The following is a 16,236-nucleotide window of genomic DNA, read 5'->3' on the forward strand; positions in this document are numbered from 1 at the left end:
TCGAAATATGTACGAGATTTTTTTCAACTTCCCTGAAGGAATATGAAACTTTAACAGTCAATGATGAGGGAGTTTACTCTGATCAGGTTTTACATGTTAATTTCACTGATAAGAAAACTAATAGTGAAATTACCTCACGGCATTATCAAGTAACCCAAGCCTTAAAAAATCAAAATTATCCTTATTTATTTAATGATGAATTAGAAAGTTTGAAGATTTACCGTAAGGATTCTGAGCGCTCGATGAGACTTTTACACCCTGACGGGAAGTTAGCAGCCGATGATGTACCTTTTCAAGCGAGTGGTGGACAAATTGATTCTTATCTCAAGGGAAAAGAAATGATCAATCGGAAGTTGCTGCAATATCACTTAAAACCGGAAAGTACGCGCTATGGCACTAGCGGATCACTGTTTATCATTTCGGTACTCAATTACTTGACGTCATTTATCGGAATTGCGGTTGTTACTTGGTATGCAATTCGCGCAGTTAGTAAGAAGTATGAAGGCAATCAACACCGGTGGTTTGAGACCACGCCGATTGCTAACTGGAAGGTGGTTCTGGGGGATTACTTAACTTTCATTCTTAATTCGTTGGGCTTTTTGGCGGTAACTTTAGGACTTAGTCTCGTGATAACAACAATATTAGGGCAAAAATTTCACGGTAACTATCCGATCTTAATTAGAACTATTGGTGGGGCGGAACTAATCCCAGCAGTTTTTTACATTATTCAGGTCGTGATTATCTATTTATTAGTTTTAACCGTTTCCTTCATTGTGAGTTACTTTTTCGTCAGATTAGTTAAAAGAAGCCTTATGAGCGTTTTGATTTCCACCTTGATTTTAAGTTTTGGTTTTATGTTTTCTACTGAATATTTAACTGATTCATACAATCCTTTGCTTTATCAACAACCAACACTTGTTTTCACTGGTCGAGGGACAGATAAAGTTAACGATGATTTGACTTATTTTTGTAACGGTGGTGATGATGATTTTGAGTATATGTTGAGAGATTTTACATTCGAAAACGTTAAATACTATCAAGGAGAATCGCTGGGCTATCAGTTGGAATTGGGATTGTCGGTGACCAAAGGAGCAATCTCGCTAACATGTTTAATCTTACTACTGTTAGGTTTTTTGTTATTTCCCTATCGTAATTTTTATTGGTTAATTAAAGGAGCTGTCAAATGATTTTAAAAATAGATAATCTCACAAAAATTTATGGCAAAAGAACCATTTTAGATCAGTTGTCTCTTTCAGTAGAAGAGCCTCAAATTATTGCATTAGTGGCACCCAATGGGACTGGTAAGACGACATTTTTAAATATTATGTGTGATCTTGAAGGCTATCAGTCAGGCTCAATTGAAATTCTTGGGCTACCTAATACTGATCGACATGTTTTTTCCGAAATGACGTTTATGCAGGACAACTCGATTTTATACGATGAATTAACTGGGATGGATCATATGAAGTTCATTGCATCGATGTACCATAAGACACAAGCAGATATCGCAAAGGTTGCTCAACTGGTTGGAGTTGAAGATTATCTCAACAAAGCGGTTGGCAAGTATTCACTTGGAATGAAACAGCACTTGTTATTTGCAATGGGAATTTTACCGGAACCAAAAGTCTTTTTGCTTGATGAACCACTTAATGGCCTTGATCCTGATAGCGTGATTAACGTGCGTAATATTTTAAAAGAAATGGCGGATTCGGGAACCACGATCCTTTTTTCTTCTCATAATCTCGGTGAGGTGGTTAAGCTTACTGACAATATTCTCTTTTTGCATGAAGGCAAGCTTAAAAGCGAGAAAGATATTTTTGAAAACGAAGAGAGATGGACGTTGGTGGTTGAATCGGTTGATGAACTCGAGCAGCACTTGCTTGAACTGAGTCTCGAATATCAAATTTTAAACTCACACAAAATTGAAATTACGACTACAGAAGATCGGTTGGCACACATAAGGGACTTTTTACAAGAACAAAACCTCGACCTTTGGGACGTAACGAAAACAGAGTGGGATTTAGAGCAAGTTTATTTAGATCTGTTTGAGAGAACTTCATCATGATCAATTTTGAAGCAAAAAAATGGCGCAAGTCACTAAAAAACCTCTTGTTTATCTTTATTGTTAGTTTGGCCGTGATAGCTTTTGTTTTTATGGTCGGCAAAGATGAAAAGAAAGAAAAGCAAAATCATCTAGATCAAATTGAACAAGATTTTGGCAATATAGAAAACGCTCGAAATATGTTGGGCAGTATTCCGGTTCAATCAAAGGCCGATAGAAATCGCAATGATAAACTATACAAACTGTATGGGACAGCCTCTGCATATCTGAATGATCATTACGGTTATTACGCTGAAAATGATTGGAAACACGCAAATGTTGAATATCGGCAGTATCTTAAGACGTTGGTAAAAATCCAAGATTTACATGGTCAAACTCCTAATCTTGAAGATGATTTACACAAATTAATTAGCAAATACGATTATTTTATTAAACATCAGATTAGACCAGTAAACCTTGAAAAGAGCACGGCAGCTCTTTATTTTACTAAAAAGGTCAGCGATATTTTTACTTCGTATTTGGGAATTGTTATTGTTATTCTGCTATTTTTTGACTTGTATGCTAAAGAGTATCGCAAACAGTCGTTTAAATTGTTGAAAATGCTGCCGATTAAAAAAATTCAAATTAACACGCGTAAATTTGAATTTTCACTAATTATTTCGTTGTTGCTTCCAATTTATATTTGTCTGCTTGCTTTTTGCGTAGGATTAATTTTCTCTAAAAAAGTGGGACATTTCAATTATCCAATTTTTATTGAAGGTAGTACGGTTATCACGCTTGGACAATATTTAGTAACCACTGTTGTTACTTTTTATGCAGTGATTTTTGCGACACTTTTGATCATTTATTTTGGTTCAAAAATAAGTCGTGATACTTTTGTCAGTCTTGTTGGTACAGGGTTATTGGCACTGATGCCAATTGTTTTTATCAATGAGTTTTATCCCCAAAATAAAATTGCCAAATTTACGCCATTTTATTACACCAATTTGTTTGAAAAATCTAATAATCTTGCGATTTCGAAGACAGTTTTTGTTAATTGGCAGCCATTTTTGGTGGGCATTTTGTTAACTGTTCTTTTAGCAGTCATCATCTTTAAGGTCAATTTTCATTGGAATTTTACACTGCCAAAACGTTCCACTGTGACGGTTTCAGCGATAATTTTGGGTGTTGCGGGATTGGGATTTATAATTCGTTTTTATCAATTAAATCGAGTTTCTACAGATTACGGCACAATTAAACAACCAAAAAAGGTAACGCGTAAAAGCCCAATTGATAAAAGAATTAAAGCATTTAATGCGGAAGTTGCAGAGCGAATCAAGATTGATCAAGGTTTTGCTGCCGGCAAGCTCGATGATGATGGAAAACCAAGCAAGAAAGCACAGCCGGATCCAGTTTTTAAAGTCGTTAATTATATTGATTCAATTAAACTAACCAAAGATGATTATTTTGTAGCAACTCTCAAGCCGAAGTTTCGTAAATTATCGGAAAAAGAAAAAAATGGAGTTATCGATGCAGTAGAGAACTTAACTTGGGGAACCTCGACGGTTTTGTTTGATCAGCAAGAGGAAGATTTTAAGAAAGACAACTATATTATTTATCAGGTTGAAGGTAAAATAATTGGCAAGGCCACAATGGCAAGAGGATTTGAAAAGACGAATAATTAATGTTGCTTTTTAATAAAAAAAGCATTGATCGTTTTCAATCAATGCTTAATCCTTTTTATTTCAACTTTTCGATTTCTTCAATGCTTAAGTTTGTGAATATATGAATCTTTTCAGGGCTTTCACCCAATTCTAACATTTTGCGAGCTGCTTCTCTAATGCCTTCTGTACGGCCACGTTCAAGTCCTTGTTTAAGTCCCTGCTCAAGTCCCTGTTCAAGTCCCTGCTCAAGTCCTTGCTCCAAACCTCTTTCACGTGCTTCTTCTTCGGCAGTAAAGATTTGTGACTCTAATTTGGATTTTGCTCTCTCTATTGCATCTAACACGGTTCTTTCCTCCAAATCTAAATTCTCATAATCGAGTACTTTTCGAGCATCTTTTAAATATTCTGGCGAATTCTTCTCCACCAGTCCCTTTTTAAAGTACCAATACCAAAAATATAAAACTCCCTCTAGGGTGTCAGGAGACTTTGTTAAATCTAAGTATACTACAGTCAACGGTGGTAGGTCATTTCGATTTTTAAGCTCCACTTTGTTTTTAATATCATACAACGTAAACTTGTGAAAAGCTTGGTCGTCATTAAACAAATCAAAATAAACAATATTAATTCCATAGACTGGTTTTAATGAATTGTACTTAGATGATCCTTCTTTTTTTTCAGGATCTTTTCGCGCATAGTTTGAAACAAACTTTTCAGACAAGTAATGAATTGATCGTTCAATAAAACTTAATTCATTTCTGACCTGGAGCTCGATTGTAACTAAGCTTCCGTCCTTCAAACGCGCAAGAACGTCTACTTCTGTAGAAAGGAATTCTTGATCATTTTCAAAAACCTTAAAGTTTCTGATGTTGTAGGGATTTTCAATCGTCAAATCGCCGACATCTAAATCTAAAAAATCTTTAATCAGCGCGATCAAAATGTGTTTGTTGCTTTGAGAACCAAACAACTTTTTGAAAAGCAAATCATTAGACGGCAGTAATATTTTTTTGTTCATGTTTATAACCTTTCTATTTTTGGGGCCTAATAAAAAATTACGCAAAAAACCGTCAATGATACTATATCGAGAAAAATTATTTTATGATCTTACTGAACAGTTAATCTCTATAATGCTAATGCTCATAATTTTTTGTCTTAAGATCTATATTTAAACTCACTATCAGTTTTTAGCACCAATTTATTTTGGGGTTTTAAAGGATCTTAAGATCGCGTGGTCGTAATTTATTTCATTCAACAAAAAACGGTTCATCGTTATCATGAGCCGTTTTTCTTACTATATTTCTTTAGTTAATGAGATTACTTGATCAACAACTGAATCAAGATAATTTATTGTGTTAATTAGTGGTTCGTCGGTTGTGATATCGACTCCAGCAATTTTGGCTGAATCAATTGGATCAGCGCTTCCTCCAAGCCTTAACAATTCAAGCCAACGATCAATTGCAGGTTGTCCTTCATTTTTAATATTAAGAAATGCTTGAGTTGAAACGGTCAGGCTGGCTGAATAAACATAACTATAAAGTCCCATATAATAGTGACTTTGGCGCATCCAGGTTAATTCTGTCCCAGGGTTAAATTCGATTGATTCACCAAAAAATTGATGATAAACATTTAATGTAATTTCGTTTAATTTATCAGCATTGAAACTTTTACCTTCATCAATTAAATTGTAAACTTCTCTTTGATATGCCGCTTCTAAAAGATGTGTAATAAAGTTGTGGAAATACGTGTTAGAAAGCAGCTTTGTATAAGCGAAACGTTTCATGCGCGGATCATCAGTTCCATGAGTTAGTGAGTCAGTCAAAAGTAATTCGTTGAATGTCGAAGGAGCTTCAATGATATAAAGAGATGGTTCAGAATCAAGAAGAGTGTTGTTTTTTGTGGATAAGATTCCTTGACCGCAATGACCCATTTCGTGAATTAAAGTGTAAACATCAGCCATCACATTTTGCCATGACATTAAGACATAAGGGTGGTTGTTATAAGGCTGGGAACAAAATCCGCCAGTTTCTTTTCCCTTATTTTGAACAAAATCTACCCAGCGTTCAGGATAAGCTTTCATAATCATTTCGACGTATTCGTCTCCTAGAACTGAAAGAGCACTTTGAACATATTTCATGGAATCTTCAACTGTTACTTCGGGTGCAAAGTCAGGGTCAAGGTCAATTAAGCGATCAGCAAAAGTCATTTGATCGAGTCCACGCTCATTTTTAAGAAAATTCATATACTTTTGCATGACAGGACCAAATTTATTAATTATTAAATCAATTTGACGATCAAACATTGGACGCATTACTTCTTGGTTGTGTAATAGATAATCAACGACTGAACTGGCACCATATAAATCAGCTAAGCGTTTCTCGTTAGACACATGCTCCAAATAAGCAGCGGCAGCAGCATTTTGATGATGAGCTAACTCTTTTGAAAATTTACTAAAAGAATTACGTCTAATTTCTGGATCAGGATCATAAGAATAACGGTCCTCGTAAAGCCCAAAAGATAAAGGATAAGTTTCTCCATTTGCTTCAAAAGTATCATATTCTAAATCAGCTGAACGAATTTGCCCGTAAATATTTGAAAATGAGTTGAATGTTGGTTTTAATTTAGCTAATGCGTGCTCCACTTTAGGGTCTAAAGCAATTCTTTTATAATGCTTGATGCGACGAAGATAACCTTTAAATTGGGGCAATTTTTCTTGCAGTTCAGTTAGTTCGTCAGTTGATAACGCTAATAAAGCATCTTCAATAAAACGCATTTGAGCAGAAAAATCAGCATCAAAATTACCTATTTCATAACTAAGCTGATTATTTTGTGCATTAGTAAGATCCGTGGTGCTCACCAACCATCCATATTGAGCAATTGGATCATATTCTTTTAAAAGTTTATTATATTCAACTAGTACTTCTTCGAGTTGAGATAAGTCTAATTCTGTTTTTGAATATTTATCACAAAAGTTTAAAACTTTTTCTTTAAAATTATTGAACTTTTCTTTAAAATCTTCGTTATTTTTGCATAAAGGAGTTAGATCCCAAGTATATTTTGAGTCTACTTCTGCCCGTGTAGGGACTTTATTCATTTTTTGCATAGTTATTCCTTTGCGTGTATTAGCGATATTATAGCATTTTTTTAGATTAATTTAATATTTTTCTTGCAAACATATGTTCGAAAATGATAAAATTAGATAAACAATAAAGAGGATGACAAATGGGACAGAGATTTAATGATGATCGGCGGCAAGAGATTTTAAAAAAAATCAATAATTACATTAATGATAATAACTTCCCGCCTTCAATACGTGAAATTTCAAAAATGATGAACGTTGTTTCTTCTAGTACGGCAGCTACTTATGTTAATCGTTTAATTAAAGATGGTTATTTAAAAAAACAAGGAAATCGCTCGCGCGCTTTAGAAATAACTCCTAAAGGCTTGGAAATGATCGGAGAATCATCAGTTGATAATAATTTAATTCCTGTTATTGGAACAGTAGCAGCCGGACAGCCAATTACAGCAGAAGAAGATATTGAAGGTTATTTTCCTTTACCTGAAGATATTTCATATCCAAGTGATGAACTTTTTATGCTGAAAATTCAGGGTAATTCAATGATTGGAATTGGGATTAATGATGGAGATGAGATTATTGTTCATCGTCAAAATTCAGCTAATAATGGACAAATAGTGGTTGCAATGACAGAAGATAACGAAGCAACAGTAAAAAGATTTTATCAAGAAGATGACCATATTCGTCTTCATCCGGAAAATGAATCAATGGAAGATCTAATATATCCGACAGTAACAATTTTAGGAGTAGTTATTAGTCTTTATCGACCGGTTTTATTTTAATTTTTTTTCAAAAGAGAAGATAATTCTTCTTTTTTTTTATGTTATATTTTTTAATATAAGTTGGGGGAAAATGGAAGAATATTCAACAAGACTTAACGGCTTTTTAAATGCAAGAAATACAATTGAAAAAATAATTAGTGAAACCAGTAAAGTTATTATTGGAAAGAACGAAGTTATTAAAATGACGGTGGCGGCAATGTTAGCTTCCGGGCATGTCCTTTTTGATGATATACCGGGAGTTGGTAAAACAACTTTGGTTCGTGGACTGGCGCGTGCGGTGGGCTTGGATTTTACTCGAATTCAATTCACTCCTGATTTAATGCCGGCCGATATTTTAGGGACATCGGTTTTTAATCAGACAACGAATGATTTCTCATTCCATAAGGGGCCGATATTTTCAACAATAGTCTTAGCTGATGAAATTAATCGAGCAACACCAAGGACTCAGTCTGCGTTGTTGGAAGGAATGTCAGATCTTTCAGTAACAATCGATGGGAATCATTTTAAGCTTGATCCAGATTTCTTTGTGCTGGGTACTCAAAATCCTTTAGCATTTGAAGGAACTTATCCTTTGCCGGAAGCTCAGTTGGATCGATTTTTAATGCGTCTGACTATCGGATATCCAGAATTTGATGATGAGTTTCATTTGATTTACCAAAATGATCTTAGTGATCAAGTGAATTTGGTTAATAAAGTTACTGATCAATTAGAAGTTCAACGTTTAAAACAGCTGGTAAAACAGGTTCACATTGAAAGTAATGTTGCAACATACGCTTTAAATATTGTAAATGAAACAAGAAATCGGGCAGAAATTAAGTTAGGAATTAGTCCACGTGGAACGTTAGCACTAATCCAAGCCGCTAAAGCTTATTCCTTAACTAATGGAGAAAATTATGTTACACCTGATACGATTCAACAGGTGATTTTACCAGTATTTTCTCATCGTTTAATTTTAGAGGATGAATATGTTCAAACGATCCAGCCTGATGATATATTGCAGGATATCATTTCTGAAGTAGATATTCCGATTAGATAAAATTTATGCGACAGAAACTTATAACTTATATTCATAATATTGCTACTATTAGTGTAATTCTTTTATTTCTTGTTTTTGGCTGGGTGTTTAATAATCAGACCGGTTGGGGTATTTTTTATACTTTTTTATTTTTCTTATTATTTGAAGCAATTCAGATAATTTTTCCTCTTCATAGTCTTAAAACAAGTTTCCATGAACAATTTGTGCGGGCTGAAGATGATACGGAATTTTTACGGGTTAATATTAAAGGAAAACAATTTTTATGGTTTCCACGCTTTACGGCTCAGATCTATCAAAAGGGAAATCTTTGCGGGGAAGGGAAAATCAGCAGTCATAATTTTAAGGGTCGAACATCTCTTAAAATTTATTTGTATTCAATTGAACGTGGGTTTTATCCGAGCAACACTCTTGTATTTTTAAGTAATGACTATTTTTTAATGTGGGAAAAAAGCAGAGTTTTAAATCAACAAACTAATCTTTACGTAATGCCGCATAAATTTAAAAAAGAAGGACTTTTGATTGCATTAGCAGTTGAAAAAATTATTAAAATTCCTAAGCAGGCGGCATCACTAGACAGTTATGAGTTTAAAAGATATCGTGATTATCAAGGGACAGATAGTATTAAATCAATTGATTGGAAAAAAACAGCCAAAAGTTCAAAGTTGATAGTCAGAGAAAATTATCCAGAGCAAGAGCCGCGTAATATTTTAATTTTTTGGGGCGAAAACAATGTGGCTTTTGAATACGCAGTAGCACTCTTTTATTCAATGTATGAAGAGATTAACCAAACTGCCTTTGAAGAATTCTATTTATTAGGTGAAACGAGTTTTCACGGACCGCAAATTGAAAAGAAGTGGATGGCTTTTTTGGATCCTTTTGAAGATTTTGAACAAACAAATTTACTTTCATCAATTAAGGATCGCAATGTTTTTCTGTTTAGTGCAGATGATTCTCCGTTACAGAATCAAACCATTTCTTTCTTGAAACAGCATAATGAGGTAGTTCGTTTAAGTTTAAAGAACTACAAGCAATTATCAATTATTTCCGAACACTGGACAGAAAACATTAACTTAGGGGGTCAAGATGAAAGGTAAAAGAGATCCTCTGGCTTTATTTCTCTTAGCAATATTAGAAGCAGGTATTTTAATTTGTGCAGTGCCAGCTTTTGTAAGTGTAAATCTCCCCAATTCTCCAGCGACAAATTTCAGAAATAGTATTTTTATTAGTATTTGTTTTACGATTGTTTGTTTGGTTTTCTATTTTACAGCCAAAAAAAGACAATGGTGGGGAATTTTGGGATTAATTTTCAGTATTATGGTTGAGTTATTAACCTTGATCATGATTTTTCCAAATCAATCTGGGAGAAGCTGGTCAACTGATTTTTTCAGTGAACTGGGAAGAGAAATTCGAAATTTTTCGCATTTTAATTTTGTTGTAATGCCAGAAATTTTAGCAACAATTCTGGTTTTTATCCTCATTACGATCTTTCTGTTGGTTGGCATTTATTATTATCAATGGTACATAATCTTTCCATTGGCATTAACTTATCTTCTGTCAGTAACCGTTTTTGATAGTCATGAACATTTAGTAGAAGGAATTTTAATTTTACTATTTTTTGCAATTCAATTATTTTTGGTTTCTAATTATGACGAAATATTCATTAAAAAAAATCATGTGCTCAATCCAATTATTCTCGGATTAATATCATTGATTTTAGCAGTTGGTGCAGGGATATTTTTTAGAAATACATTTATTAATTTGGCTCAGGTGATTGATTCACCAGGAGTTAAGGTGAGAAATCGTTTGAATACGTTAGGTTTCTACCAAACAATTAATGATCAAAGCCAGAATAAGCCGGATGCAAAAAAGGCTGGATTTTCAATTAACAGCCGTGAACTCGGAGGACCTATTCTTGACAATGATAAATTGGTTTATACAGTTTGGGAAAAAACTCCGAATTATTTACGTATAGATACAAAAAGCAATTATTCAGGCCGCGGTTTTAATGATCACGAAACGCTTGGAAGTGATGTTTTTGGTAGTTCAGTATTAAAAGATGACTTACATTTACCAGTTTTGGAACCCAAAAGTTCAGTAAAAATTATTTATTCTTCTAATATCAAATATTCTGATCCCCAATTTATCCCCCAAGTTTATGGAAAAATGGAAATTGATCTTAGATCACAAAAAATCAAAACAGCGACTAATAATGATTTAAATTCTATTTTACAATTTAATAATAGTAATGATACTAAAAATCAGATCGTTTATAACGTTAATTATTATGACCTTTCTTTAAATAATTTAAAGAAGTCTAGTCTAACTAAAATACCAGCATCAATTATTCAGACGGGTACTCAATTACCTCGAAAAGTTCCAAGTCGGGTCAAAAAATTAGCAGAAGAAATTACCAATGATAAAACAACGTATCTTGATAAAGTTACAGCAGTAGAACACTATTTAAAAAATAAAAAAAAGTTTACCTATTCGCGTTTAGATGCACATAGTACTCCTGCTGGTCGGGATTTCGTTGATTATTTTCTTTTTGAACACCCAATTGGTTATTGTGATAATTTTTCAGTTTCGATGGTGGTGTTATTACGATCGATTGGAATTCCGGCTCGTTATGCTGAGGGATTTTCTGAAGGTTCATATAAGCAGAAAATTGGTGATAATTACGAATATGAAATTAGAAATAATAATGCTCATAGTTGGCCTGAAGTATATTTTTCTGGCATAGGTTGGGTCCCTTTTGAACCGACCCCCGGTTTTAAAAAGTCCAAAATGAGCTCGAACGAGTCCAATCGGTCCGAACAAATGACCGCAAAAGAAGAGAAAATGACAAGCTCCAATAGTGGAAGCAGTGCATCTTCTAGTTCTAAAACCAATAGTTCAAAGAAATCTTCTTCGAAAGAGTCTAAAAAAAAGAGCAACAGCAATCATCATAAAAGTAAAAATAAGACTAAAAAACATAGTATTTTAGTTCCAGTGATTTTAAGTATTATTGCGTTGGCATTAATAATTTTAATTTTTATTTATCGGCAGTCATTATATTGGATTTCGTTGAATCTTTTATTTTATGGTGATCGACAGCCAGAAAAATTTTATCTTTTAACTCTTCATTATTTTGAAGAACGGCTCAAAAGAGAAAAAAAGGAATCTTTAAGTCACTATGCCGAACGACTTGTGATTTTATATCCGCAAATTAAGGACGTTTACCTTAAAGCAACAAAGGAATATGAGACTCGAATCTACTTTAAAGATCATTTAAATGATGATTTAAGTGAAACCCTTCATCAACTTTCTAGGACTATGACGAGAAATCCGAAGACAGTAAAAGTTATTAAATAAAAATCCACCCTTCCGGATGGATTTTTAACTTTATTCAATTGGGTCAGAATGAGTAAGAACTTGCTGCCACATTTCCCAAACAGCATGAGGATAAAATCTTGCTGCAGATTCGTAAGCCCTTGTACTTAAAGTTTTTTGAAGAAATGGATCTTTTAAGATATTAATTAAAGTTTGTGCCATCTGATCAGTATCACCTTCTTTAATCAAGTAGCCATTTTCACTTTCGTGAATGATTTGAGCAGCGCCATATTTAATGTCATATGCAACAATTGGAACACCATGATTAATTGCTTCTACCATTGAAAGAGGAGCACCTTCCACTTTAGAAGTGTTGGCTAAACAAATAGAGTGGTCATATATTTCGCCAATATTTTGAGTGTATCCTCGAAGTCTAACCGTATCTTGTAAAGCAAAACGGTTAATTGCAATTAAAAGTTTATTAACTTCGAAATCATTCATTGCATAGCCCCAAACGTCAAGTTTGGCATCAGGAACTTCTTTGTGAACTTTGCTAAATGCTTTAATTAAATCTTCAAGTCTTTTCTCAGGAGCTAAACGAGCAACTGCAAGAATAGTTTTATGATCACGTTTTTCAAAGTCAGCATATTTAATATCTGGATCAGCAATTCCAACGGGAACATAGTAAACTTTAGTATCGACACTTGAGAATCTTGCTCGGATATCTAATTGCTGCTGATGGGTAGGAACTAAAATCCCATCAAATAAGGCAACATTACGTAAACCATATTCATAGTTTTCGTTTAATTTTGAGTGCATGATATCATGAGAATCGTAAGCATGAACATTGTGAATCATCATATATTTATAGGCGGGAGTTTTCATTTTAGCTAACGAATGAGTTAATTCCATTCGATCAGAGAAGAAATTATTAACCTTTTCACCATTTCCATATAGTAAATTTAAGTCATCATAAAATCTAGATTGAAATTCTTCAGTGTTTCCAAGGGTTATAGTCTCATCTTGATACTTAACTTTAATTGAAATAACAGTTTGAATGTTGCGAGGGTAGGCAGTTTTAATTTCAATAACAACATTTCCATTAAGGTCAAAATACTGTTCATGAATTGGTCGGCGCTGTGGATCGATTTCAGTCCGAGAAGAAAGAAAACCTCGTTCGTCATAATAATCATATTTCTTAAAAGATTGACCATCTGCTTCCATGTATACAAAAGAAGTAATTTGATTATTATTAGGGTTGACTTGGATAATATAAGTTTCTTTAGATTCTTTATTGAGAACCCGATAAGCAATATCCGCACCATTTGGCCCCATAAATTCTACTTCATAATTGTCATCTTCTTCGTATTGTTTGATTCCATTTTCTTTTTGTTCAACTTTTTGAGTACCCTGATAAAAGTCAAAAGCATTAATATGCTGATCGTTAGGAATTCCAATGTGTTCAAGAACAGTGTGAGTGTTGGTCCAGTGTTTTACTGTGACAATCATTGCTTCTCCGCCTTCATCGTGGAAAAGATGAAGACGTTTGATTTGGGCATGTTCAATTCCTGACATACTCTCAGAAATATTATTGGTTAGAAAGAAATTCATAATTACTCCTCATTTTTTGATTGAAAATTATCTCTTATATAATAACTTAATATTGGAAGTGATGAAATCAGGTTTTGCAAATAATTCTTTAAGTTGCGTCATTCAATTGATTTAGAATTTCACAAAATCCTTGATTCACTAAGGATTCTTGGTATCTTTCAACTATTGATTGATAATTTTGAGTTGATTCTCCTGAATGGTCTGAAAGACATTTTGATAAAAATTATTAATTGAATCCGCGGTATGTTTAATTTTAAAAATCGCATATTTACCACCTGCCAAACACCGCGGGATAAACGGTGTTTAAATTTGGTTTGTTTTGTGATTGAACAGATCTCATACCGACATTTAAATTCTGGTACTTTATTTGGATCGTCTTGTGCAATTGCTAAAATTGTTGAATTATTCAATAGATTCTCATTTTCCATCAATTCTTTATTTGCAATTCCGTAAGCTCCGGTTCGTCTTACAAAAACAATTTTTTTAGGTTCATGAATTTAATTTCCAAATTTTATACTCCACTTCAAGGTTTTCGGGACCCTAAAATAAAGTAATACCAGTTAAAATTATTTTCGCCATATTTTTTAAAAATATTCCGGTGCAACTTTTTGAAGTTCAGGAATTAAGTCTTGTTCATTATTTTTACGATTTAGAATAATTTCGAGAATTCTTTTAGCTAGATTACCATTTCTCGTTAAGATTGGACCATGGAAATAGGTACAAAATACATTGTGATAAATTGCTCCTTCGGTTTTGTCTTCGCCGTTATTTCCGTGACCATCAATCACTTCTCCTAGTGGTTTTTCACCGTCACCTAAAAAAGTTCTTCCTTGATGATTTTCAAAACCATGATAAGTTTCATTAGTTTCAGAATTTTTAATAGTGATGTCACCAATGAAGCGATCGCTTTCTTGATTGAGTGTATAGTGCGGTAAAGCACCGATTCCTTCAATCCTTTCGCCATTAGACATTAGAAAATATTTACCCAACATTTGGTATCCTCCGCAAACTGCCAGCATTGGTCCGCCGTCTTCAATGTATTCTTTCATTTGTTTTGATTTACTTTGAAAGTCTGGGGCCAATACTTGTTCTTCATAATCCTGCCCGCCGCCAAAAAGCATAAAATCATACTTGCTGGGATCTAGAGGATCATTTAAGGAGACAACTTCATCAATAACATCCAGACCAATTTTTTTTGCATAATATCTAAGAGCAACAATATTACCGTAATCGCCATAAGTATTCATGATATTTCCGTATAGGTGAGCAATTTTAATCTCTTTAGTCACTTAAAATCCTCCTTTAATATAACCACTTTTGGCAAGTTGTTCCCTTAATTGAAGCATGGCAGTGTAAGTTGCGGCAACATATACTTTTTTAGTTGGCAGAGTTTTAATTTTTTCGACAATCTGCTTAAGATCGGGCACTGTTTCTTGATCTTCAAAACCGCCCATTTTAAGTCTTACTTGAATATCCTTGTAACGTTCTCCGCCAGTAAGGACAGCTTCAATATTTGCTTGGTGAAGTTTTTCAAAATCAGCATCCCAAATCCAAGAAGTGTCAATTCCATCGGCATAATTCGCATTAAGCAAAGCTACAAGAGAAAAAGGATCTTTTTCTGTCAGCATCATATCAATCACTGCATTGGAACCCACAGGGTTTTTGATTAGAACGATCGTTACGTCTTTTCCGTCAACATCAATAGACTCTTGACGCCCAAAGATTTGCTGATTCTGCTCAAATGTTTCTTTTACGACATTAGCGGATATTCCCATTTCTTGGGCCAGCGAATAAGCAGCAAGTGCATTATAAATGTTGTAAAGACCTCCAATTTCGATTTTAAAGCGAGTTGAACCAATCTCAAATTCAGAATATTTAGGTGTCAGCTGGTCGATCTTTGTAACTGCATAGTTTAACTTTGGCCTTTTAAAACTATCGGTAATAGAATAGTAGAAACCGAGATTTGCGTAAGTTAAAAAGTGATAGTGAAGAATGCTGTGATCTGTTGGTGAAAGGATGCCGTCGGTGTTAGTTGGTGCGAGGAGATCTTTGTTTTCATTTAAATGATCAAATCCGTAATAGACTGTGAGGTTTTCAGGCTTTGCTCTTTGAAAAATTGGTGAGTCTCCATTAGTAATGACAGTTGCTTTTGGAGCATTTTTAATACCAGCTAATATTTTGTCATAGGTGGTATAAATTTCCCCGTAACGATCCATTTGATCGCGAAAAATATTGGTAAGAACGAAAAATTTGGGAGTTAAAGACTCAGTAACGGGAGCGACATTTGCTTCATCAACCTCTAATACCGCAACTTGTTTTTTTGAAGATTTTTGCATGATTAAGCTATTAACGATTCCTTGGACCATGTTGGAGCCAGAAGAATTAGAAATAACGTCATAGCCTGCCGTTTTTAGAACTTTAACACAAAGAGCAGTAGTCAAAGTTTTGCCATTGGTTCCGCTAACAATGATGACATCGAGGTTATCGCTGAGATGTCTAAGAAGATCGGGATCGATCTTTAGTGCAATTTTCCCAGGCAGAGAAGTTGCACCTCGGTGTAGAATGTTTTTTAAAATAAAATGACTAGTCTTAGCAAAAAAAACTGCAGCTCGGCTTTTAAGGTTCATGTTTGGCTCCTGAAAAGAGAATTTCTTATATTATAAGTTTTTTAAAGAGATGTGGCGAGTAAACAATTTAAAATATAATAATCAATGAATAGTAAT

Annotated in this window: 12 protein-coding genes; 7 read left to right on the plus strand and 5 right to left on the minus strand. The window is 34.0% G+C overall.

Annotation, left to right across the window (positions count from 1 at the left end; translation table 11 throughout):
* Positions 1–209 precede the first annotated feature (209 nt).
* From R8749_RS01180 to R8749_RS01190, 3 genes are read left to right on the plus strand one after another with little or no spacing between them, the layout of a single operon-like run.
* Positions 210–1,187 carry an ABC transporter permease gene (locus tag R8749_RS01180; protein WP_317697185.1) on the plus strand — a complete coding sequence of 326 codons (978 nt, stop codon included), beginning with the start codon at positions 210–212 and terminating at the stop codon, positions 1,185–1,187.
* Complete coding sequence (locus tag R8749_RS01185; protein ID WP_317697186.1) at positions 1,184–2,065, plus strand: ABC transporter ATP-binding protein; 882 nt, start codon at positions 1,184–1,186, stop codon at positions 2,063–2,065. Before R8749_RS01180 ends, R8749_RS01185 begins: the two co-directional genes overlap by 4 nt.
* On the plus strand, positions 2,062–3,726 hold the full coding sequence (locus tag R8749_RS01190; protein ID WP_317697188.1) for an ABC transporter permease: 1,665 nt from the start codon (positions 2,062–2,064) through the stop codon (positions 3,724–3,726). The genes R8749_RS01185 and R8749_RS01190 overlap by 4 nt, the downstream gene beginning before the upstream one ends.
* Before the next feature lie 55 nt (positions 3,727–3,781).
* Here the strand turns inward: R8749_RS01190 and R8749_RS01195 are convergent, their stop codons facing one another.
* Positions 3,782–4,717 (minus strand): Rpn family recombination-promoting nuclease/putative transposase, encoded by a 936-nt coding sequence (locus tag R8749_RS01195; RefSeq protein ID WP_317697189.1) that lies wholly within the window; start codon positions 4,715–4,717, stop codon positions 3,782–3,784.
* 276 nt (positions 4,718–4,993) lie between these two features.
* The gene (gene pepF / locus R8749_RS01200; protein WP_317697190.1) at positions 4,994–6,802 is read right to left on the minus strand and encodes an oligoendopeptidase F; all 1,809 of its coding nucleotides are present in this window, start codon (positions 6,800–6,802) and stop codon (positions 4,994–4,996) included.
* A 119-nt stretch (positions 6,803–6,921) separates the two neighbouring features.
* Between pepF and lexA the strand changes: the two genes are divergently transcribed.
* The 4 genes from lexA to R8749_RS01220 all read left to right on the plus strand — a co-directional run bounded on the left by lexA (position 6,922) and on the right by R8749_RS01220 (position 11,944).
* Positions 6,922–7,557, plus strand: coding sequence for a transcriptional repressor LexA (lexA, locus tag R8749_RS01205; RefSeq protein WP_317697191.1), 636 nt, complete (start codon positions 6,922–6,924; stop codon positions 7,555–7,557).
* A 70-nt stretch (positions 7,558–7,627) separates the two neighbouring features.
* Complete coding sequence (locus R8749_RS01210) at positions 7,628–8,593, plus strand: AAA family ATPase (RefSeq protein WP_317697192.1); 966 nt, start codon at positions 7,628–7,630, stop codon at positions 8,591–8,593.
* 5 nt (positions 8,594–8,598) lie between these two features.
* On the plus strand, positions 8,599–9,687 hold the full coding sequence (locus R8749_RS01215; RefSeq protein ID WP_317697193.1) for a DUF58 domain-containing protein: 1,089 nt from the start codon (positions 8,599–8,601) through the stop codon (positions 9,685–9,687).
* The gene (locus R8749_RS01220; protein WP_317697195.1) at positions 9,677–11,944 is read left to right on the plus strand and encodes a transglutaminase-like domain-containing protein; all 2,268 of its coding nucleotides are present in this window, start codon (positions 9,677–9,679) and stop codon (positions 11,942–11,944) included. Before R8749_RS01215 ends, R8749_RS01220 begins: the two co-directional genes overlap by 11 nt.
* 30 nt (positions 11,945–11,974) lie before the next feature.
* Here R8749_RS01220 and R8749_RS01225 read toward each other — a convergent pair whose 3' ends face one another.
* From R8749_RS01225 to R8749_RS01235, 3 genes are all read right to left on the minus strand, one after another.
* The gene (locus R8749_RS01225) at positions 11,975–13,513 is read right to left on the minus strand and encodes a glycosyltransferase (RefSeq protein ID WP_317697196.1); all 1,539 of its coding nucleotides are present in this window, start codon (positions 13,511–13,513) and stop codon (positions 11,975–11,977) included.
* A gap of 584 nt (positions 13,514–14,097) precedes the next feature.
* Positions 14,098–14,802: a type 1 glutamine amidotransferase gene (locus R8749_RS01230; RefSeq protein WP_317697198.1), complete on the minus strand. Its 705-nt coding sequence runs from the start codon at positions 14,800–14,802 to the stop codon at positions 14,098–14,100.
* The gene (locus R8749_RS01235) at positions 14,803–16,140 is read right to left on the minus strand and encodes a Mur ligase family protein (protein WP_317697199.1); all 1,338 of its coding nucleotides are present in this window, start codon (positions 16,138–16,140) and stop codon (positions 14,803–14,805) included.
* Between the last annotated feature and the right edge of the window lie 96 nt (positions 16,141–16,236).

Source organism: Xylocopilactobacillus apis (assembly GCF_033095965.1).
Lineage (GTDB): Bacteria > Bacillota > Bacilli > Lactobacillales > Lactobacillaceae > Xylocopilactobacillus > Xylocopilactobacillus apis.